General features: G+C 63.9%; 18 protein-coding genes. 9 read left to right on the forward strand and 9 right to left on the reverse strand.

All coding sequences use genetic code 11. The features are described from left to right. Window positions 1-151: 151 nt before the first annotated feature. Window positions 152-652 carry an MmcB family DNA repair protein gene (locus tag NKJ09_RS19890; protein WP_352493730.1) on the forward strand — a complete coding sequence of 167 codons (501 nt, stop codon included), beginning with the start codon at window positions 152-154 and terminating at the stop codon, window positions 650-652. Window positions 653-724: 72 nt separating this feature from the next. After that, window positions 725-985: a hypothetical protein gene (locus tag NKJ09_RS19895; protein ID WP_198030469.1), complete on the forward strand. Its 261-nt coding sequence runs from the start codon at window positions 725-727 to the stop codon at window positions 983-985. A gap of 26 nt (window positions 986-1,011) precedes the next feature. Here NKJ09_RS19895 and NKJ09_RS19900 read toward each other — a convergent pair whose 3' ends face one another. The 6 genes from NKJ09_RS19900 to NKJ09_RS19925 form a co-directional block, all read right to left on the reverse strand. Next, on the reverse strand, window positions 1,012-1,320 hold the full coding sequence (locus tag NKJ09_RS19900) for a formate dehydrogenase subunit delta (RefSeq protein ID WP_352483304.1): 309 nt from the start codon (window positions 1,318-1,320) through the stop codon (window positions 1,012-1,014). Then, entirely contained in the window at window positions 1,310-2,137 is an 828-nt protein-coding gene (gene fdhD, locus NKJ09_RS19905) for a formate dehydrogenase accessory sulfurtransferase FdhD (protein ID WP_502901321.1), read from the reverse strand. Before fdhD ends, NKJ09_RS19900 begins: the two co-directional genes overlap by 11 nt. A 183-nt stretch (window positions 2,138-2,320) precedes the next feature. Beyond that, a complete protein-coding gene (fdhF, locus tag NKJ09_RS19910) occupies window positions 2,321-5,233 on the reverse strand; it encodes a formate dehydrogenase subunit alpha (protein ID WP_352483303.1) in 2,913 nt (970 codons plus the stop codon). A 12-nt stretch (window positions 5,234-5,245) separates the two neighbouring features. Next, window positions 5,246-6,802 (reverse strand): formate dehydrogenase beta subunit, encoded by a 1,557-nt coding sequence (locus tag NKJ09_RS19915; protein WP_352493732.1) that lies wholly within the window; start codon window positions 6,800-6,802, stop codon window positions 5,246-5,248. Continuing rightward, on the reverse strand, window positions 6,799-7,278 hold the full coding sequence (locus tag NKJ09_RS19920; RefSeq protein ID WP_352493733.1) for a formate dehydrogenase subunit gamma: 480 nt from the start codon (window positions 7,276-7,278) through the stop codon (window positions 6,799-6,801). Before NKJ09_RS19920 ends, NKJ09_RS19915 begins: the two co-directional genes overlap by 4 nt. Window positions 7,279-7,411: 133 nt before the next feature. Further along, window positions 7,412-8,311, reverse strand: a complete 900-nt coding sequence (locus NKJ09_RS19925; protein ID WP_023717897.1) for a LysR family transcriptional regulator — start codon at window positions 8,309-8,311, stop codon at window positions 7,412-7,414. A 194-nt stretch (window positions 8,312-8,505) separates the two neighbouring features. Here NKJ09_RS19925 and NKJ09_RS19930 point away from each other — a divergent pair, with 194 nt between their 5' ends. Both NKJ09_RS19930 and NKJ09_RS19935 read left to right on the forward strand, forming a co-directional pair. Further along, the gene (locus NKJ09_RS19930) at window positions 8,506-9,147 is read left to right on the forward strand and encodes a DUF47 domain-containing protein (protein WP_023717896.1); all 642 of its coding nucleotides are present in this window, start codon (window positions 8,506-8,508) and stop codon (window positions 9,145-9,147) included. Next, window positions 9,147-10,151: an inorganic phosphate transporter gene (locus tag NKJ09_RS19935; RefSeq protein WP_352493734.1), complete on the forward strand. Its 1,005-nt coding sequence runs from the start codon at window positions 9,147-9,149 to the stop codon at window positions 10,149-10,151. Before NKJ09_RS19930 ends, NKJ09_RS19935 begins: the two co-directional genes overlap by 1 nt. Window positions 10,152-10,194: 43 nt before the next feature. On the opposite strand, the gene NKJ09_RS19940 is transcribed toward NKJ09_RS19935, so the two are convergent. Continuing rightward, window positions 10,195-10,572, reverse strand: a complete 378-nt coding sequence (locus NKJ09_RS19940) for a VOC family protein (protein WP_352493735.1) — start codon at window positions 10,570-10,572, stop codon at window positions 10,195-10,197. Between the two features lie 195 nt (window positions 10,573-10,767). Here NKJ09_RS19940 and NKJ09_RS19945 point away from each other — a divergent pair, with 195 nt between their 5' ends. The 4 genes from NKJ09_RS19945 (at window position 10,768) to chrA (ending at window position 16,462) form a co-directional block, all read left to right on the forward strand. Continuing rightward, window positions 10,768-11,940 (forward strand): Mrp/NBP35 family ATP-binding protein, encoded by a 1,173-nt coding sequence (locus NKJ09_RS19945; protein ID WP_352483316.1) that lies wholly within the window; start codon window positions 10,768-10,770, stop codon window positions 11,938-11,940. A gap of 227 nt (window positions 11,941-12,167) precedes the next feature. Further along, window positions 12,168-13,973 (forward strand): IlvD/Edd family dehydratase, encoded by a 1,806-nt coding sequence (locus tag NKJ09_RS19950; protein WP_352493736.1) that lies wholly within the window; start codon window positions 12,168-12,170, stop codon window positions 13,971-13,973. A gap of 264 nt (window positions 13,974-14,237) precedes the next feature. Beyond that, window positions 14,238-15,077: a chromate resistance protein ChrB domain-containing protein gene (locus NKJ09_RS19955; RefSeq protein WP_352493737.1), complete on the forward strand. Its 840-nt coding sequence runs from the start codon at window positions 14,238-14,240 to the stop codon at window positions 15,075-15,077. Next, window positions 15,074-16,462 (forward strand): chromate efflux transporter, encoded by a 1,389-nt coding sequence (gene chrA, locus NKJ09_RS19960; protein WP_352493738.1) that lies wholly within the window; start codon window positions 15,074-15,076, stop codon window positions 16,460-16,462. Before NKJ09_RS19955 ends, chrA begins: the two co-directional genes overlap by 4 nt. 3 nt (window positions 16,463-16,465) lie before the next feature. Here the strand turns inward: chrA and NKJ09_RS19965 are convergent, their stop codons facing one another. Further along, window positions 16,466-18,055, reverse strand: coding sequence for a trimethylamine methyltransferase family protein (locus tag NKJ09_RS19965; RefSeq protein ID WP_352483296.1), 1,590 nt, complete (start codon window positions 18,053-18,055; stop codon window positions 16,466-16,468). A gap of 194 nt (window positions 18,056-18,249) precedes the next feature. Continuing rightward, window positions 18,250-19,743 (reverse strand): MocR-like pyridoxine biosynthesis transcription factor PdxR, encoded by a 1,494-nt coding sequence (gene pdxR, locus NKJ09_RS19970; protein ID WP_352467513.1) that lies wholly within the window; start codon window positions 19,741-19,743, stop codon window positions 18,250-18,252. 255 nt (window positions 19,744-19,998) lie between these two features. Here pdxR and pgi point away from each other — a divergent pair, with 255 nt between their 5' ends. Then, on the forward strand, window positions 19,999-21,645 hold the full coding sequence (gene pgi / locus NKJ09_RS19975) for a glucose-6-phosphate isomerase (protein WP_352763356.1): 1,647 nt from the start codon (window positions 19,999-20,001) through the stop codon (window positions 21,643-21,645). The last annotated feature ends 4 nt before the right edge of the window (window positions 21,646-21,649 follow it).

The following is a 21,649-nucleotide window of genomic DNA, read 5'->3' on the forward strand; positions in this document are numbered from 1 at the left end:
CCGTAAATACCCGTAGGAAAACACCCACGGTGGGCCGCTTGCGCTTCAGGGTTCTGCACCGGCGGTGTCCCGTTCTGGTTGGGTTTGTCAACCGGATAATCGCCCCAAAAACCGGGTTCAAACCGTGAACAAAATCTGACATGGTGCGGCCATGCCTATCATCTCACCTCTACCCCTCAACCCCCTTCTCGACGGTCGCCAGTCGGAGCGTGCCATGCTGGTCAGGCGTGGCGTGCAGCGGCTGCTCAAGCAGATGGGCGCGCATGTCTTGCCCGAACTGTCGCTGGCCACCGGGCGCCGCGCCGATCTCGTAGCGCTGACCCGCCAGGGCGATATCTGGATCATCGAGATCAAATCCTCGATCGAGGATTTCAGGGTCGACCGCAAATGGCCGGACTACCGGCTGCATTCCGACCGCTTCTTCTTCGCCACCCATCCCGGCGTGCCCGCGGAGATCTTTCCGGAAGAGTGCGGCTTCATTCTCTCCGACGGCTATGGTGCCGAGGTCCTGCGCGATGCGCCCGAGCACCGGATGGCGGCGGCGACGCGCAAGGCGCTGATGCTGAGGATCGCGCGCGCCGGTGCCGCGCGGTTGCTGGCGGCGGAGCTTGCCGGGGTGTCGGTGCCGGCGCTGGAGGGTGAGAGTGAGTAGGGGGTTTCCCTCTCCGTAGTCATGGAGGCTTGCGCTGCCCCGGCTGCCGCCACCTTGCATAAGAGACGATGTATGACTGCGGTGTTCCGCAAGGAACGCCAACAGCCGGCTGTAGCCTTCGTCTTCCCAGTGCAGGTCGAGATTGGAAATGAAACCCGGCACGAAGACGAGATCGAGCGATCCCTGGCCGACCACCTGATAGGCGATCCGCACGTCGCCGCTGAGCGCGTAGCGAGTTTCGATCGGCCTCACGAGGTTTGTCCGCCCGACCCGACGATTTCTTATCGCCGGATCATAGCAGAGCCGCGAGACTTGCGGCAGATGAAACCTTAGAGGGTGTGAATGTAGGCCCGCGGCGCCTACTTCTGTGACGCAGCCGTAGTCTCGGTGCTCGCTCCGCCGACGCTAAAACCTGCGCCCTCCGGCGCGCCCGGCCGCTTGATGTGTGGGGCGGCCGCGACGACAAGCTCGTTGAAGCCTTCGCCGCCGCTGTCGAGCATCTCGAACAATTGCCGGCGCATCCTCGGCTCCCAGAACTTGTTGATGTGCTCGGCGACGCCGGCAATGCCTTGCTCGCGCGGCTTGGAGTGGAAAAAGGCAGCGATCTGGTTGGCCATGCGAACCAGCTTTTCGCTGGTGCTCATGAGGTGGCCTTCGTCATGCGACATGCTTGGCAACTCCGGAAACCACGCGGTCAGGATGGGTGAAAATATCGAAATCATCGCCGCGCACCAGCGCCACCAGCGTCATGCCGGCGTCGTCTGCGGTGCGGATGGCAAGTGCCGTCGGCGCCGAGACGGCGATGATGAAGGCAGCACCGATCGCCGCGGTCTTCTGCACCATCTCGACCGAAACGCGCGACGTCACGACGACGGCCCCCGACCTGCCGTCGATACCGGCTTTGCCCAGCGCGCCGGCCAGCTTGTCCAGCGCATTGTGACGGCCGACATCCTCGCGCGCCATGACGATGCCCTTGCCGGGGAGGTAAAAACCGGCGGCGTGGACCGCGCCGGTCTCGGCGTGCAGCGGCTGCACCTTCGACAAAAGCTTGACCGAGCGGACGATGTCATCGGCCTGAAGTGTAAGTTTCGACGCACCGACCGGATCGACCGAGCGCATCGCTTCCTCGATCGATTCGATGCCGCACAGCCCGCAGCCGACCGGGCCGGCGAGCCGTCTGCGACGCGCCTCGAAACGGGTGTTGGCCTGGTCCTTCAGCCGGATCTGGATATCGATGCCGGCGCCGTGATCCTCGACCTCGATGGCTTCGATTTCGTCTGGCGAGGCAATGATGCCTTCGGTCAGCGAGAAGCCGAGCGCGAAATCCTCGAAATCGGCCGGGCTTGCCATCATCACCGCATGCGTGGTGCCGGCAAAGGAGAATGCTACCGGCGTCTCTTCCGGCACCATGCGGTTGGCGGCCGCGGTGCCGCCGGCGCGGCGCGCGAGGCGGCTGATCTGGGTGACAGCACGACGTTTGGGCATCACGCGGCACCCCCCTCTGGCCTACCGGCCATCTCCCCCTCAAGGGGGGAGATTGGCAGTTCAGACGTAAGGCACCCTTCGACGCTGGTGATTGGCGAAAGCCGAGATGACATCCAATCTCCCCCCTTGAGGGGGAGATGGCCGGTAGGCCAGAGGGGGGTGCTCCGGCACGACGCCAAAACGCTACTCCGCTGCTTGCAGCGAGGCGATGCGGCGGCTTTGCTTTGCCTGCTCGTCATAGTCGCGCTGCCATTCCGACGGGCCGTTGGATGCACCCACCTGCACCGCGGTCACCTTGTATTCCGGGCAGTTGGTCGCCCAGTCGGAGAAGTCGGTGGTGATGACGTTGGCCTGGGTGTCGGGATGGTGGAAGGTCGTATAGACGACGCCCGGCGACACCCGGTCGGTGATCAGCGCGCGCAGCGTCGTCTCGCCCGAGCGGCTGGTCAGCCGCACCCAGTCGCCATCGCGCAGGCCGCGATTTTCGGCATCATGCGGATGGATCTCCAGCCGATCCTCGCTGTGCCACACGACGTTGTCGGTGCGCCTGGTCTGCGCGCCGACATTATACTGCGACAGGATGCGGCCGGTGGTCAGCAGCAGCGGGAAGCGCGGCCCGGTCCTCTCGTCGGTCGCGACATATTCGGTGCGGATGAACTTGCCCTTGCCGCGCACGAAGCCGCCAATATGCATGATCGGCGTGCCTTCCGGCGACTTCTCGTTGCAGGGCCACTGCACCGAGCCCACCCGGTCGAGAAGGTCGAAGGAAACGCCGGAGAAGCTCGGCGTCGTCTTGGCGATCTCGTCCATGATCTCGGAGGGATGCGTGTAGTTCCAGCCGAGGCCGAGCGCCTTGGCGAGCTCCTGCGTCGTCTCCCAGTCGGCATAGCCGCATTTCGGCTCCATCACCTTGCGCACCATGTTGATGCGGCGCTCGGCATTGGTGAAGGTGCCGTCCTTCTCGAGGAAGGTCGAGCCGGGCAGGAACACATGCGCGTAGTTGGCCGTCTCGTTGAGGAAGAGGTCGTGCACGACGACACATTCCATCGCGGCGAGACCCGCGGCGACATGCTTGGTGTCGGGGTCCGACTGCAGGATGTCCTCGCCCTGTACATAGAGCCCCTTGAACGAGCCGTCGACGGCCGCGTCCAGCATATTGGGGATGCGCAGGCCGGGCTCGTCGTCGAGCTTGACGCCCCACAGGCTCTCATAGATGGCGCGCACCGCGTCGCCCGAAATGTGGCGGTAGCCGGGAAGTTCGTGCGGGAACGAACCCATGTCGCAGGAGCCCTGCACATTGTTCTGGCCGCGCAGCGGATTCACGCCGACGCCCGGCCGGCCGATATTGCCGGTCGCCATGGCGAGGTTGGCAATGGCGATGACGGTGGTCGAGCCCTGGCTGTGCTCGGTCACGCCGAGGCCGTAATAGATCGCGCCGTTGCCGCCGCGCGCATAGAGCCGCGCCGCGCCGCGTATGTCGTCGGGATCGACATTGGCGAGCTGACCGACGACCTCCGGGCTGTTTTCCGGCAGTGCCACGAACGATGCCCAGTCCTGGAACTCGTCCCAGTCGCAGCGCTCGCGGATGAACGCCTCGTCGAACAGGCCTTCGGTGACGATGACATGGGCAAGTGCGGTCAGCATGGCGACGTTGGTGCCCGGCTTCAGCGGCAGATGGAACTGCGCTTCGACATGGGCCGAGCGCACGATATCGGTGCGGCGCGGATCGAGCACGATCAGCTTGGCGCCCTGGCGCATGCGCTTTTTCATGCGCGAGGCGAACACCGGATGCGCATCGGTCGGATTGGCGCCGATCAGCAGGATGACGTCCGTCTGCTCGATCGAATCGAAATCCTGCGTGCCGGCGGAGGTACCGAAGGTCTGGCCCAGGCCATAGCCGGTCGGCGAATGGCAGACGCGGGCGCAGGTATCGACATTGTTGTTGCGGAAGCCCTGCCGGACCAGCTTCTGGACGAGGTAGGTCTCCTCGTTGGTGCAGCGCGACGAGGTGATGCCGCCGATCGACGTGCGGCCGTACTGGTACTGGATGCGGCGGAATTCATTCGCCGTATGGGTGAGCGCCTCTTCCCACGACACTTCGCGCCACGGATCGCTGACCCGCTCGCGGATCATCGGCTTCAGGATACGGTCCTTGTGTGTCGCATAGCCATAGGCGAAGCGGCCCTTGACGCAGGAGTGGCCGTGGTTGGCCTTGCCTGCCTTGTAGGGCATCATGCGAATGACCTCGTCGCCCTTGACCTCGGCCTTGAATGAGCAGCCGACGCCGCAATAGGCGCAGGTGGTGACGGTCGAGCGCTCGGGCAGGCCTTTCGCCAGCACGGTTTTCTCCCTCAGCGCATCGGTCGGGCAGGCCTGCACGCAGGCCCCGCACGACACGCATTCGGAATCGACGAACGCCTCGTGCATGCCGGCCGAGACCCTGGATTCGAAGCCGCGGCCCTCGATGGTCAGCGCGAAGGTGCCTTGCACCTCTTCGCAGGCGCGCACGCAGCGCGAGCAGACGATGCATTGCGCCGGATCATAGGTGAAATAGGGGTTCGATTCATCGCGGGCGATGTAGTCGATGGTCAGCGAGCCATGGCCGGGCGCCACGCCGTTTTCTTGCTCGACGTGGTTGCGGCCGTCCACGCCATAGCGGTTCTCGGTCAGGCCGACCGTCCTGACGACCTTGTCGAACTCGCTGGCGCCGGTGCCGGCCGTCTCGCCCCACGCAGCCGGATGGTCAGAGACATAGAGCTCCATCACGCCGCGACGAATGGCGTTCAGCCGGTCGCTCTGGGTATGCACGACCATGCCTTCGCCAACCGGCGTCGTGCACGAGGCCGGCGTGCCGCCGCGCCCGTCGATCTCGACGAGGCAGACCCGGCAGGAGCCGAACGAGTCCAGCATGTCGGTGGCGCAGAGTTTCGGGATTTCAACGCCCGCTTCCATCGAAGCGCGCATGATCGAGGTACCCGCCGGCACCGTCACCGGCTTGCCATCGACGGTCAGCGTCACCTGCTGTTCCGCTTCGGAGGCGGGTGTGCCGTAGTCGATTTCCTGGACCAGCGATTTGATGTCGAATGCCGCGTTCATGCCTGTCCGCTCCTATTCCGCTGCTTCGGCGACCGGCGTCGGCCGAAAGTCGTCCGGGAAATGGTTGAGTGCACTCATCACCGGATATGGGGTGAAGCCGCCGAGAGCGCAAAGCGAGCCGAACTTCATCGTGTTGCAAAGGTCGGTGACCAGCGCGATCTGCTTTTCCGGTTCGATGTTCTCAGCGAGCCGGTCCAGCACCTCGACGCCGCGCGTCGAGCCGATGCGGCAGGGCGTGCACTTGCCGCAGCTCTCGATGGCGCAGAATTCCATGGCGAAGCGCGCCTGCTTCAGCATGTCGGCGCTGTCGTCGAAAACGACGATGCCGGCGTGGCCGATCAGCCCGTCCTTGGCCGCGAACGCCTCGTAGTCGAACGGCGTGTCGAACAGGGCGCGCGGGAAATAGGCGCCGAGTGGGCCACCGACCTGCACCGCTTTGACTGGGCGACCCGTTGCCGTGCCGCCACCGATATCGTCGACGATCTCGCCCACAGTCATGCCGAACGCCGCCTCGTAGAGACCAGCATATTTGACGTTGCCGGCGATCTGGATCGGGATGGTGCCGCGCGAACGGCCCATGCCGAAATCCTTGTAGAAGGCGGCACCCTTGTCCATGATCACCGGTACCGAGGCCAGCGAAATGACGTTGTTGATCACCGTCGGCTTGCCGAACAGGCCCTTATGCGCCGGCAGCGGCGGCTTGGCCCGCACCTGTCCGCGCTTGCCTTCGAGGCTGTCGAGCAGGGCGGTCTCCTCGCCGCAGACATAGGCGCCGGCGCCGACGCGCACTTCCATGTCGAATGAATTGGGTGACCCGAGCACATTGACGCCGAGCACGCCGGCCCTGCGGGCGATCTCGACGGCCTTCTGCATCACCGCCACCGCATGCGGATATTCCGAGCGGATATAGATGAAGCCCTTGGTCGCGCCGGTGGCGATGCCGGCGATCGCCATGCCTTCGATCAGCACGAAGGGGTCGCCTTCCATGATCATGCGGTCGGCGAACGTACCGGAATCGCCTTCATCGGCATTGCAGACGATGTATTTGCGGTCGGCCGACGTATCGAGGACCGTCTTCCATTTGATGCCGGTCGGGAAGCCGGCGCCGCCACGACCGCGCAGCCCGGACTCGGTCACCTGCTTGACGATGTCGGCCGGTGTCATCGCCACCGCATTCTGCAGGCCGTTCAGCCCGCCATGCGCCTTGTAGTGATCGAGCGACAGCGGATCGGTGACGCCGCAACGTGCAAAGGTCAGCCGCGTCTGTTTGGCCAGGAACGGGATCTTGTCCGGTGCGCCCAGCCAGCGCTTGTGATGGCCACCGGTGAGGAAGCCGCAGTCGAACAGGCTTTTGACGTCGGATGGCTTCACCGGCCCATAGGCGACGCGGCCATTGGCCGTCGCCACTTCGACCATCGGCTCGAGGAAATAGGCGCCGCGCGAGCCGTTGCGCACGATCTTGGCCTCGATGCCGCGCTCGGCCAACTCCGCCCGAACCGCCTTGGCGACCCTTTCCGCACCCAGCGCCAGCGCGCCGGAATCGCCGGGAATATAGATACGCGGGATCATGAGCGCACCTCGGCAACGATTTCATTGAGCTTTTCGTCGTCGAGCCGCCCGACCACCTCGCCGTCCAGCATCGCCGATGGCGAGCAAGCGCAAAGGCCAAGGCAATAGACCGGCTCCAGCGTCACCGAACCGTCGCGGGTTGTCTCGTGGAAACCGATGCCCAGCATTGATTTGAGCTTGGCGGCAATCGCATCCGAGCCCATCGACTGGCAGGCTTCCGCCTGGCAGAGCTTCAGCACATGGCGGCCGGCGGGCTGGCTGCGATAATCGTGATAGAAGGTGACGACGCCATGCACCTCGGCCCTGGAGATGTTCAGCGCCTCGGCAATCACCGGCAGCGCGTCCTGCGGCACATAGCCGAACTCTTCCTGTATGCCGTGCAGGATCGGCAACAGCGGGCCTTCGAGGCCTTTCAGCTCGTGGATGATCGCCGCCGTGCGCGATGCGATCTCGGTACTTGCAGGCTGCATCGTCATGCAGCGCCCTCCCTGGTCGTGGCGGTCTTCCGCTAAGTGCTTAGGAAATCAGAGGAAACCCGCTAAATCAATAAAGCCGATCCGTTGCTCGATAGAAATTTTCTATCGATCTCGATCACCAGCGTTATCTAGCCTAGCGGCGGGCGCGGAAATCGTCCGCCAGCGCCATTGCCTCGTCCAACAGCGCCGAGACCAGCGGCGTGTGCGGTTCGCGCGGCGCCGCCACCAGCCCGACGGTGTGGCTGGCATCCGGCTCGACGATCGGGATAGCCCGGATCGGCTCGGAAAAGCCGAACGTTTCCGCAAGGTTAAGCGGCATGATCGACGACCATTTGCCGGTGCGGATATGTGAAAACAGCACGATCATCGAGTTGGATTCCAGTGTCGGCCGCACCTGCACGCCGGCTTCGGCCAGATGCTGGTCGATGATGCGGCGGTTCTGCATGTCCGGCGTCAGCAGGCAGAGCGGCAGCTGGGAGAGTTCCGCCCATGTCACTTTGTCGCGGTCGAAATAGGGGTTCCCGACAGCGGTGATCAACTGGTAGCGCTCGTCGTAGAGCGGCACGCTGGTGACGCGTCCGAGCGGCTCGTTGTCGAGATAGGTGATGCCGGCGTCGATGTCGAAATTGCCGAGCAGCGACAGCACCTCGATCGAGGTCCGCGACAGCACCGAGAAGGTGACGCCGGGGTGCTTTGCCCGAAACGGCGTGGTCAATCGCGCCACCATGGCCAGCGCCGTAGGGATCGCGGCGATGCGGATGCGTCCTGACAGGCCGTGGCGTGCCGCCCGCATCTCCTCGCGCATGGTCCTGCTGTCGCCGACGATGCGGCGCGCCCACACCAGCACCTGCTTGCCTTCCGGCGTCAGCCCCTGGAAGCGCGAGCCGCGCAGCACCAGCATCACGCCGAGCTGGCCCTCCAGCTGCTTGATGCCGGCCGAAAGCGTCGGTTGGGTGACGCCGCACACCTCCGCCGCGCGGCCGAAATGTTCTTCCCTGGCGAGTGCTATGAAGAATTCCAGCTTGTCGATCATGCCGTCGGGAGCCTGTCACGGACGCTATGTCCGATCTTAGCGCGCAAGGTCGGGGAAATCGCCTTCGGCCGCAAGCCGCCTGTGCAAATCGCCCGCATCCACATCTTTCAGCCGGCTTACTGTTTCCCGCGATGGAACGCGGCGCTATGTGGATGGGACGGGGTCGTGGACTGGACACGACGGGAGACCGAAACATGCTGGGCTGGTTCCGCAAGCTTTTGCCGCGCGAAGATCGCTTCTTCGACCTGTTCGAGCGGCATTCCCGCACTGTGGTCGGCGGCGCTGAGGCACTGCAGCAGCTTTTGCAGGGCAACGACATCGACCGCTGGTGTCAGACGATCATCGATCTCGAGGACGAAGCCGATCAGATCACCGCGGAAGTTCTGCTGGCCGTGCGCCGCTCCTTCATCACGCCCTTCGATCGCGGCGACATCAAGGACCTGATCCAGTCGATGGATGATGCCATCGACATGATGCACAAGACCGTCAAGACGGTAAGGTTGTTCGAAAAGAAGGAATTCGACCCGCTGATGCAGGAAATGGGGGCCGTCATCGTCGAGGCCGCCAAGTTGGTGGCCGAGGCGATCCCACTGCTCGGCAAGGTCGGGGCGCATACGGTGCGCCTCAACGCCATCGCCGAGGAGGTCATGCGCGCCGAAGGCCGGGCCGACGACCTGCACGAACAGGGCCTGAAGGACCTGTTCAAGCGGCACGGCCGCAGCGATCCGATGGCCTATCTGATCGGCAGCGAGATCTACGGCCAGCTGGAAAAGGTGGTCGACCGCTTCGAGGACGTCGCCAACGAAATCAGCGGCATCGTCATCGAGAACGTATAGTGGAAGCCGCGATAGCCTTTCCGGTGCTGGTCGGCCTTGTCGCCGTCGCACTGTTCTTCGATTTCCTCAACGGCCTGCACGATGCCGCCAACTCCATCGCGACAATCGTCTCCACCCGCGTGCTGAGGCCGCATTATGCGGTGTTCTGGGCGGCTTTCTTCAATTTCATCGCCTTCATGTTCTTCGGTCTTCACGTGGCGGAGACGCTGGGAACCGGCATCATCGACGCCAGCATCGTCACGCCGGCAGTGATCTTCGCAGCACTTGTCGGCGCCATCGTCTGGAATATCGTCACCTGGCTCGTCGGTATCCCGTCCAGCAGCTCGCACGCGCTGATCGGCGGTTTGGTCGGCGCCGGCGTTGCCAAGGCCGGCACCGGCGCCATCGTCTGGGCCGGATTGGGCAAGACGACGGCGGCCATCGTGCTGTCGCCGGCGGCAGGCTTTCTGCTGGCGCTCGTCTTGATCCTCGCGGTCTCCTGGCTGTTCGTGCGGCAGACGCCGTTCGCCGTCGACAGCACCTTCCGCGTCATGCAGTTCTTTTCCGCCTCGCTCTATTCGCTCGGCCATGGCGGCAACGACGCGCAGAAGACCATGGGCATCATCGCCGTGCTGCTTTATTCGCAAGGCATGCTCGGCGCGAATTTTTACGTGCCGCTGTGGGTCGTCATCACCTGTCAGTCGGCGCTGGCGCTGGGCACGTTGCTCGGCGGCTGGCGCATCGTCCACACAATGGGATCGAAGATCACCCGGCTGAACCCGATGCAGGGTTTCTGCGCCGAGACCGGCGGTGCGATCACCCTGTTCGCCGCCACCTGGCTCGGTATTCCGGTATCGACCACACACACGATCACCGGCGCCATCATTGGCGTCGGCGCCGCACGCCGCGTCTCAGCCGTTCGCTGGGGCATTGCCGGCAACATCGTGGTTGCCTGGATTATCACCCTGCCGGCAACCGCGGTGATTGCGGCCCTCACCTACCTCGCGGTCGGCCTGGCAAGGTGAGAGCACCGCAGCACTGCGCGGCGGCGGTGCGTGAACGCCGTATCTACCTGTCCACAAGGTTCAGGATGTTGCCGTCCGGATCCTTGAACCATGCGACCTTCATGCCCTGACCGACATGAACGTCACCCTCCAGCGTCAGGCCGGGCATGTCGTAATGCTCGAAGGCCACGCCCTTCGATTTCAACGCCTCAACGATTTTGCCGAGCTCGTCGCCGACCGTCCAGGTCACAGCCGTCGCCTTGTTGGTCCCAGCGAAATTCGAACGGTACACGTTGATGCTGGTATCGCCGCTTTTATAGACGATCAGTTCGCCACCTTCATTGTGCACCTCTTTCAGGCCGAGCGTCCCTTCGTAGAAAGCCCTGGCCTTGGCCAAGTCCTTCACTGCGAGATTGGCCGTTGCGTTGCTGTTTGCGAGCATGATCGTCTCCTTCCCTTGATGTCGTGCTCATGCTGCTCCTTCGGATAGGTCGTAGCGGATGGTTGGCGACCGTCGATCAGGCAAATCTGACAGCGTCGGTCCGTTTTCCGGGGCACACCAGGCCGGCTGTTGCTCCACGACTTGGTTCTCTCCGGAAACTGCACTATCTCAGGCGCGAGCTTGCATAAGGAAGATCTGATGTCCGTCACCAAGGAAATCGTCATCGAACGCCTGAAGACGGTCAACGGGCCGGATTTCACCGGCAATATCGTCGACCTCGGCATGGTTTCCGAGATTTTCATTGCCGATGCCAAGGTGTTCTTCTCGATCACCGTTCCCGCCGCCCGTGCCCAGGAGATGGAGCCGCTGCGTGCGGCCGCCGAGCGTGTCGTCAAGGCGATCCCCGGTGTCGCCGGCGCCGTGGTCGCGCTGACGGCGGAAAAGAAGGGCGGCGGCATGGAGGCGCCGGTTCCGCAAAGACCGGCTCAGAGGCCCGCTCCGCCGGCCGCACCTGCTCGTCCCGCGCCGCAGGCGCCCGCCTCGCACAGCCATGGCAAGCGCGGCGTACCAGGCATCGACGCCATCATCGCTGTTGCTTCCGGCAAGGGCGGCGTCGGCAAGTCGACCACCGCCGTCAATATCGCCCTTGGCCTGGCCGCCAACGGGTTGCGGGTCGGCGTGCTCGATGCCGATATTTATGGCCCGTCCATGCCACGTCTGCTCAACATTCATGGCCGGCCGCAGACCGTCGACGGCAAGATCCTGAAGCCGATGCAGAACTATGGCCTCAAGGTCATGTCGATGGGCTTCCTCGTCGATGAGGAGACGCCGATGATCTGGCGCGGGCCGATGGTGATGTCGGCATTGACGCAAATGCTGCGCGAGGTCGAATGGGGACCGCTCGACGTGCTCGTCGTCGACATGCCGCCCGGCACCGGCGACGCCCAGCTGACCATGGCCCAACAGGTGCCGCTGGCCGGCGCCGTCATCGTCTCGACGCCACAGGACCTGGCCCTGATCGATGCGCGCAAAGGCCTCAACATGTTCAGAAAGGTCGACGTGCCGCTTTTGGGCATCGTCGAAAACATGAGCTATTTTCTCGCCCCCGATACGGGGAAACGCTACGACATCTTCGGCCATGGCGGCGCGCGCCGTGAGGCAGAGCGCCTCGGCGTCACCTTCCTTGGCGAAGTGCCGCTCGAGATGGGCATCCGCGAAAGCTCCGATGCCGGCACGCCGGTGGTGGTCTCCAAGCCCGATAGCGCCGAGGCGAAAATCTATCGCGACATCGCCGCCAAGGTCTGGCACCGCGTCAATGAAGAGCGCGGCGCGGCCGAGGCTGCAGTGCCGAGCATCGTGTTCGAGTGATGCGGATATCCCTCCCCTTTGAGCGGAGGGTGGCCCGAAGGACCGGGCGGGGTCCGCGGCGACACGCTCCAACTTTTCCGGGATAGCGGACTGACAAACCACGATCCCGTCTAGCGCGGAGGCAGATGTGTGTCTATCGCACCAAAGTGCGGATTCGGATGGCGCGTGCCCCTTGCCTGCTCCCGCGCGTTGTCATATCGATTTGTCATACAAATACGGAGACCACGATGGCAGGCGCCCCCACCAGCAAGAAAAAATTTCGCTCGCAAGAGTGGTTCGACAATCCCGACAATCCGGGCATGACAGCACTTTATCTGGAGCGCTACCTGAATTACGGGCTGACGCGGGCCGAACTGATGTCCGGCAAGCCGCTGATCGGCATCGCCCAGACCGGCTCGGACCTGTCGCCCTGCAACCGCCATCACATCGAACTGGCCAAGCGCGTGCGCGAGGGCATCGTCTCGATGGGCGGCATTCCTTTCGAGTTTCCTTGCCACCCGATCCAGGAAACCGGCAAGCGGCCGACAGCTGCGCTCGACCGCAACCTTGCCTATCTCAGCCTGGTCGAGGTGCTCTACGGCTATCCGCTCGACGGCGTGGTGCTCACCATCGGCTGCGACAAGACGACGCCGGCCATGCTGATGGCCGCGGCTACCGTCAACATTCCGGCTATCGCGCTTTCGGTCGGCCCGATGCTCAACGGCTGGCACAAGGGCAAGCGCACCGGCTCCGGCACCATCGTCTGGGAATCGCGCCAGCGCCTGTCGGCCGGCGAGATCGGCTATGACGAGTTCATGGACATCGTCGCCTCCTCGGCGCCGTCGACCGGCTATTGCAACACGATGGGCACCGCTACCACGATGAATTCGCTGGCCGAGGCGCTCGGCATGCAATTGCCGGGCTCGGCCGCAATCCCCGCCCCCTATCGCGAACGCGGCCAGATCGCCTATGAGACTGGAAAGCGCATCGTCGACATGGTGCATGAGGATCTGAAGCCCTCCGACATCATGACCCGCAAGGCCTTCGAGAACGCCATCGTCGTCAATTCGGCGATCGGCGGGTCGACCAATGCGCCGATCCACCTCAACGCCATCGCCCGCCACCTCGGCGTGCCGCTCGACAACAACGATTGGCAGAAGGTTGGCCTCAACATTCCGCTCATCGTCAATCTGCAGCCGACCGGCGAATATCTCGGCGAGGACTATCACCATGCCGGCGGCGTGCCGGCTGTGATCGCCGAACTGATGAAGGGCGGCATGCTGCCCTATCCGGAAGCCATGACCGCTAACGGCAAGACCATCGGCGACAATTGCGGCGGCGCCGTGAACGAGAACCTCGACGTCATCCGCACGGTTGCCGAGCCGCTGAAAGCCAATGCCGGCTTCATCAACCTCAAGGGCAATCTGTTCGATTCGGCGATCATGAAGACCAGCGGCATCTCGCCTGAATTCCGCGAACGCTATCTGTCGAACCCGAAGGACCCGGAAGCGTTCGAGGGCAACGCCATGGTCTTCGACGGCCCCGAGGATTATCACGCCCGTATCGACGACCCGGCACAGGGCATCGACGAGCACACCATCCTGTTCATGCGCGGCGCCGGCCCGATCGGCTATCCCGGCGGCGCCGAAGTCGTCAACATGCAGCCGCCTGCCTATCTGATCAAAAAGGGCATCCACGCGCTGGCCTGTATCGGCGACGGGCGTCAGTCAGGCACGTCGGGCTCGCCGTCGATCCTCAACGCCTCGCCGGAAGCCGCCATCGGCGGCGGCTTGGCGCTGCTGAAGACCGGCGATCGCGTCCGCATCGACCTGCGCAAGGGTACCGCCGACATCCTCGTCAGCGACGACGAGATCACGCGGCGCCGCGCCGAGCTGCAGAACAATGGCGGCTATCATTATCCGAAGCACCAGACGCCGTGGCAGGAAATCCAGCGCGGCATGGTCGACCAGTTTTCCGAAGGCATGGTGCTGAAGCCGGCGGTGAAGTACCAGGATGTGGCTCATACAAGCGGCGTGCCGAGGGACAATCACTGACCAGGGTCCGTCGCACGAGCCGTCAGGTCGCCAGCGTTACGGTCACCTCATTTCTCCCCGTTAACAGCCCGCTAACGGGGAGAAATGCCCGCCACAGAGTTGGACGCGGTCATTTGTCAAAAGCGATTGCTCCCGCGAGAACGGGAATGCTTGACAAGCGGGCGTGACAAATCCACGATCATCGTAAGGGGTGCATCGCGACGACCCCGTGAGGCGTCAGCCCAACGTTCGCGTCCAAGCTTCTCTTTCAAGGAGGTGGACGCCATGCCGTCAACAACCGCTATCACTGTATCGCAACTGTCTCGTCTGATTGGGCTGCCGGGTGCGCCCGCAATCATCGATGTCCGCATCAATGATGACTACAACGCCGATCCGCGCCTGTTGCCGGGCTCAATCCGGTGTGACTTCAAGACTATCGCCACCTGGGCTGGCGAATTCACTGGCCAGCAAGTGACGGTGGTCTGCCAACAGGGAAAAAAGCTCTCGCAAGGCGTGGCCGCATGGCTGCGGCACGAGGGCATTGCCGCCGAATCGCTCGAAGGCGGGTTTGAGGCATGGCGCGATGCCAAGGGGCTTTTGGTTCACACCGGCAAGATACCGCCCGCCGATGCCAAGGGCCGCACCGTTTGGGTGACGCGTACGCGCCCGAAGGTCGACCGCATCGCCTGCCCCTGGCTGATTCGGCGCTTCATCGATCCTCACGCGGTCTTTCTCTTCGTCGAGCCGGCCGAAGTGGCGGCGGTCGCCGATCGCTTTCAGGCCGTGCCTTTCGACATCGAGAACGTGTTCTGGAGCCACCGCGGCGAACGCTGCACCTTCGACACCATGATCGAGGAGTTCGGACTAAAATCCGAAGCGCTCGATCGTCTCGCCACGATCATACGCGCCGCCGATACTGCGAGCCTCGATCTTGTCCCACAGGCGGCCGGGTTCCTGGCCGCCTCGCTTGGCCTGTCGCGGATGTTTCGCGACGACCTGGAACAGCTCGAGGCCGGCATGCTGCTCTACGATGCGTTCTTCCGCTGGTGCCGCGATGCGACCGAGGAGACGCATAACTGGCCGGCCGCCGGTACGGGCAATCTCGGCGCGGGCAAACCTTCGTGAGCGCCGTCCTTTCGAAAAAGCCGCCGGAGATCCAAGAGCCGGTTGTGCCGAGCTTCCGGCAGGCCGTGAAAGTCTGGGCGAAAATCGGCGTGCTCAGCTTTGGCGGCCCGGCCGGGCAGATCGCACTCATGCACAAGGAATTGGTCGAGGAACGGCGCTGGATCGGCGAACAGCGTTTCCTGCATGCGTTGAACTACTGCATGCTGCTGCCTGGCCCCGAGGCCCAGCAACTTGCCATCTATATCGGCTGGTTGCTGCACAAAACGGTCGGCGGCCTTGTTGCCGGCATTCTCTTCGTCGTGCCGGGCGCGCTTGTCATGCTCGTCCTGAGCAGCCTCTATGCGCTCTATGGCGATGTACCACTCGTCGCGGCGCTGTTTTTCGGGGTCAAGGCGACCGTGCTCGCCATTGTCATCGAGGCGGTGATCCGGATCGGCAGACGCGCGCTGAAAAACCCCGTCATGGTGTCGATCGCACTCGCCGCCTTCATCGCCATCTACGCGTTGAACGTGCCGTTTCCGCTGATCGTCCTGCTTGCCGGCCTGGCAGGCTGGATCGGCAACCGTAGTGCGCCGGCATTTTTTTCCGGCGCTTCGCATGGCAAGGGCGATGTTCCCGAGATCAAGGGCGCGGTCGATCTGATGTTCGAGCGCGGTGAACTGACCCACGTCAGGCCGACGCGATGGCACGCGCCGCGCATCTTGGCGATCTGGCTGCCGATCTGGCTCGGGCCTGTTCTGCTGGTCTGGGCTGTCACCGGCTCGGCCAGCGTCTGGACGCAAATCGGTGGCTTCTTCAGTGTCATGGCGGTCGTTACCTTCGGCGGCGCCTACGCGGCCCTTGCCTATGTGGCGCAGGCAGCGGTCGAGTACTTCGGCTGGCTGGCACCCGGTGAAATGGTCGACGGCCTCGGACTTGCCGAAACCACGCCGGGCCCGCTCATCCTGGTCTTGCAGTTCGTCGGCTTCGTCGCCGCCTTCCGCCAGTCGGGCTCGCTGGCGCCGCTGCTTGCCGGGTTGTTTGGCGGGCTGTTCACGCTGTGGGCGACGTTTACCCCATGTTTCCTGTGGATATTCCTTGGCGCGCCTTACATCGAAGCGCTGCGCGGCAACAAGGCGCTGTCGGCGGCGCTCGGCGCAATCACCGCCGCCGTCGTCGGCGTCATCATGAATCTCGCTCTATGGTTCGGCTTGCACGTCATCTTCGGCGAAGTGCGCAATGTCGGGCTTGGAATGGACGTGCCGGTGCTTTCATCGATAGACTGGCGCGCGGCGCTGCTTTCCTGTGCCTCGATGATCGCCATTCTGAAGCTGAAAATCGGCATGCTGCCGACGCTTGCCGGATCGGTGCTGGCCGGCGTCTTGTTGCTGGCGGCGAGCGGCTAACGCTCAGCCGCCCATTCTGCCGCGCGGCAGCTTGATCATATCGCCGAAACGGGCGCGCAATTTGTCGTCGACGGGCTTCGGCACATGGCGCGGGAAGCGTTCGGCAAGCACGCGTTTCTTCTCGATGATCGCCCGCTGCAAGATGTCGGGCCTGCCTTTCTCATTCCATTCCTTCGGCGAAAAGCGGTCGCCGACGGCCGGATAGAAATATTCGGTCTGCATCAGCCGCAGCGTCTGCTCGTTGCCGAGATAATGGCCCGGGCCCTTCAGGCAGACATCGGCGATGGTGTCGATGGACAGCGACTCGTCCGTCACCTCGATGCCGCGCACGCAGCGCAGGCAGTGGCCGAGCATGTCGTTGTCGATGATCAGGCTCTCAAGGCAAAAGCCGAGCAGCGAGGCGTGCATGCCGGCCGATTCGTAAACCAGGTTGAGGCCGGCAAGACCGGCCATCACGTCGGTTATGCCCTTTTCGTAGCCTGACTGAATGTCAGGCAGTTTCGAATCCGTCATGCCGGCGGCCGAACCGCCCGGCAGGTCGTAAAATTGTGCCATCTGCGCGCAGGCCGCGGTCAGCACCGCCTGCTCGGCCGAACCGCCCGACATGGCGCCGGTCCGGAGGTCCGAGACGAACGGCCAGGTGCCGAAGATTGCCGGGTGGCCCGGCTTGATGGCGTTGACATAGATTAGGCCGACCAGCACTTCGGCGACCGCCTGCACCACGGCACCGGCAATCGCCGCCGGTGCCGTCGCACCTGCCTGGCCTGCCGACAGCAGCAGGATCGGAATGCCGCCCTCGACACAGGCTTCGAGCACGCCGCAGGCGTCCTCGGCAAACTTCATCGGCGGCACGACGAAACAGTTCGAATTGGAGACGAAAGGCCGCGCGCGAAAATTCTCTTCGCCGCCGGCGATGGCATAGAGCATGTCGAGCGCCGGCTTGACGTTCTCACGCACGGTAAACGAGGTGCCGACATGCTTCGACGTGCCCATGACACAGGCGTAGAGCGTGTTGAAATCCATATCGAGCGGGTCGGGGATGTCGCGTGGCACCATCGGCCGCTGGAAGAAATGGATGTTGTCGAGCCCCTCGACCAGACGCGCCGCATCGTAAATGTCCTGCAGCAGCGACTCGCGATACTCACGCTTTTCGACATCGACAAGATGCACCGCAGCACCAGCCGTGCCGTAATGCACACGCTTGCCCTGGATCACCATGTCGTGCTTCGGATCCTGGCCGTGCAGGGTGAAATGCCGCGCCGCTTTCTTGATCGTTTCGACCACCAGACCGCGAGGAAAGCGCAGGCGGCCGTCCTCGCCAAGCGTTGCGCCGGCCTTGGTCAGTACCTCAATGCAAGAGGGGATGGCGTTGGCGAAACCGACCGTCTCCAAAAGGGTAAGCACGGCCTCGTGGATACGTTCGCAATCATTGCCGCTGAGCGGGCTGTAGCTTCCGCCTTCGAGGCCGGCGCGCACCGGCTTGACGTCGTCGGCGAGCGGTGCCGCCCGCATGGCGCGGCGCGCCTCGCGCCCGCCGGACCGCCGCGAACGCTGGTCTGCGGACACGTCCTGCTTCTCATGGGCCATTGGCATGAAGGCACTCCAACTTTAGCTGCGGAGCGGGCGCGGCGGTTGGTCCACCATCGGCCTGCTTCGTCCCCTTTATACAGCGACTATGCCGCCGGCATTGGCACAGCCTATGTGCCAGCCGGTCCCGTCGCATATGCCAAGGAGCTAAAGAACCGGAGCCGCACTACATGCGCCAGGCTCCGGTCGGGGAAGGGAGATCAGGCCGCTGCCGGCCTGCGTCCAGCTGCCGTCGCCAGTTCGCGGATGCCGGGTTCGATGTGCTGCAACGCGATCGAGGAAATGCCCAAGCGCATGAAACGCGATGGCTTTTCGGTGCGGTCGAAGAAGCGGTCGCCAGGCTCGATGATGACGCTGCGCGAGGCCGCGGCCTCCGCCAGCCCGCGCGAATCGGTGCCGCGCGGTCCCTCGAGCCAGAGCGACGTGCCGCCGGCCGAATCGGTCGAGCGCCACTCCGGCAGGAAGGCGGAAATCGCATGGACCAGACGCTTGCGCCTCTCGTCGAAGGCGCTCGACAGCCGCCGCACCAGCGCCTCGTGATGGCCGAGCGACAGGAACAATGCGACGGCGCGCTGGTTGTTTGCCGGCGGGTGGCGCAGCATGAAGCGGCGCAGCGCCCGAAGCTCGGAGATCAGCCCGGCCGAGGCGACGATGTAGCCGAGCCTGAGGCCGGGAGCCAGCGTCTTCGACATCGAGCCGACATAGACGACGCGGCCGGACCGATCGAGGCTCTTCAGCGCCTGCTGCGGCGCCTCGTCCAGGAGCTGGCTGTCATATCCGTCCTCGATGATGATCTGGTTGTAGCGGTTGGCGCGCGCCAAAAGATCCTGCCGCCGCTCTGCCGACAGCGGCACCATGGTCGGGCAATGGTGGCTGGGCGTGACGAAGACGAAGCCGGAATCATTGGGAATGGCCGAGGTTACGATGCCGGAGTGGTCGACCGGAACCGGCTGGATGTCGGCGCCGGCCAGCCGGAAGATCGAACGTGCATCGGGATAGCCCGGGTCCTCCATCGCCACCTTCGAGCCCTTGGTCATCAACAGCGTCGCCAGCATGTAAAGCGCGTTCTGCGCGCCCAGCGTCACGATGATCTCGTCCGGATTGGCGAAGATGCCGCGCCGCGGCAACAGCCGTGCCTGGATCTGCTCGATCAGGAGGGGATCGTCGCGGTCGACCATGTCGGACGCCCAGTTGCGGATTTCGAGCACCGCCAGCGCCATGCGGTTGCACTCGCGCCATTCGGCGGTCGGGAACAGCGCCGGGTCGAACTGGCCATAGACGAAGGGGTAGGACGATTTGATCCAGTTGTCGTGCTTGGCCGGCGGTGGCATGTCGCTCGCCGCGATCTGCCGGCGGGCCTTCCAGTCGATCTCGTTGGCTTGGTCGGGCGCCTTCTGGTGCGGTTTGGCCGGCGTCGCCAGCACTTCGGGATTGACGAAGTGGCCGCGGCGCTCGCGCGCCACCAGGAAGCCCTGGTCGACCAGCTGCTGGAAGGCCAGCACCACGGTGCCACGCGCTACGCCGAGTTTTTCGGCGAGAATCCGGCAGGACGGAAGCGGCATGGAAGCCGCGATCTGCCGGTCGAGGATGGCGGCGACGATCGCCTGACGGATCTGCGCCTGCAGGGTCTGACCGGATTCCGCCGAAATCCGGAACAGGCCGGACCATATGGCCGTGTCGTTTCTCTGTGGCATGGGAGATGTTCCTCGATGGCCAGCTTTTTTCACTTGGCTGGACCAGTCGAATGTACCGGTGGCACAAGGTCTTGCGCCAATCAATTTTTCTGATCGCTGGGATTTATGCCAGTGATCCTTTGCGCCGGCCCACGCTGCTCTGCGGCATCGCTGCGCATTGAAACGGATGGAATTCGACCCGATAGTTTGCCGCGACGACACGCGCCGGAAACATCCGGCCTGATAAGATGCATCTCAAGAGACCGGAGCGAAGCAGTGGATCAATCGTCCTTTCAAAAGCAGCTCGACTTGTTGCGCGATCATCGTGCGGCCAAATCGGGCTCGATGCGCGAGGCTTTCGCTGCCGATCCGCAGCGCTTCGAGAAATTCTCCGCCAGCGACGGCGACCTGCTGCTCGACTGGTCGAAATGCGCGGTCGATGCGCGGACGATGGAGTTGCTGGAGAACCTAGCTGAGGCCGCCGACCTCGAAGGCCGGCGCGACGCGATGTTTGCTGGCAAGAAGATCAACGTCACCGAAGGCCGCGCCGTGCTGCATACCGCGCTGCGTAACCTTACCGGCAAAGGCATCCTGCTCGACGAGGGCCAGGACGTGAAGGCGGAAGTCCTCGGCGTACTCGACGCGATGGGCGCCTTCGCCGACGCGGTGCGTTCCGGTAAGGCGGCCGGCGCGACCGGCAAGAAGATCACCGACATCGTCAACATCGGCATCGGCGGCTCCGATCTCGGCCCGGCCATGGCGACCTTGGCGCTGGCGCCCTATCATGACGGGCCGCGCGCGCATTACGTGTCCAATATCGACGGTGCCCATATCCACGACACGTTGAAGGGTCTTTCCGCCGAAACCACCCTGTTCATCATCGCCTCCAAGACCTTCACCACGGTTGAGACGATGACCAATGCCGAGACGGCACGCAGATGGGTCGAGAAGGCGCTCGGCAAGGAAGCGGTCGGCAAGCATTTCGCCGCCGTCTCGACGGCGCTCGACCTGGTCGCCAAATTCGGCATCGCAGCCGACCGCGTCTTCGGCTTCTGGGACTGGGTCGGCGGCCGCTATTCCGTCTGGGGTGCGATCGGCCTGCCGGTGATGATCGCCATTGGCCCGAAGGATTTTCGCGCCTTTCTCGACGGCGCCCATGAGATGGACGAGCATTTCCGCACCGCGCCGCTGGCGAAGAACCTGCCGGCGCTGATGGGGCTGATCGGCTGGTGGCATCGCGTGATCTGCAAATATCCGGCTCGCGCCGTCATCCCCTACGATCAGCGTCTGTCCAGGCTGCCGGCCTATCTGCAGCAGCTCGACATGGAATCGAACGGCAAGAGCGTCACCCTGGATGGCGGCGCTGTAACGACGCCGACCGGCCCGCTGGTCTGGGGCGAGCCCGGCACCAACGGCCAGCACGCCTTCTTCCAGCTTCTGCATCAGGGCACCGATTTCATTCCGGTCGAATTCCTCGCCGCTGCCGTCGGCCACGAGCCGGAACTGAAGCATCACCACGACCTTCTGCTTGCCAATTGCCTGGCGCAGTCGGAAGCCTTCATGAAGGGCCGCACGCTGGAGGAAGCCCGCGCGCAGATGCTGGCGAAAGGCATGAAGCCCGCCGATGTCGACAGGATTGCTCCGCACCGCGTCTTCTCCGGCGACCGCCCCTCAGTGACGATCCTCTACAGGAAGCTCGACCCACATACATTCGGACGGCTGATTGCGCTTTACGAACATCGCGTCTTCGTCGAAGGCACGCTGTTCAACATCAACTCCTTCGACCAGTGGGGCGTCGAGCTCGGCAAGGAACTGGCGACCGGGCTGCTGCCCGTCGTTGAAGGCAAGGAGAATGCCGCAAAGCGGGATGCCTCGACTGCCGGACTGGTGGAATACATTCACCGCTTGCGCGGCCCGGAGTGAAAAG

The organism is Mesorhizobium sp. M0189 (genome assembly GCF_040322135.1).
Classification (GTDB): Bacteria; Pseudomonadota; Alphaproteobacteria; order Rhizobiales; family Rhizobiaceae; genus Mesorhizobium.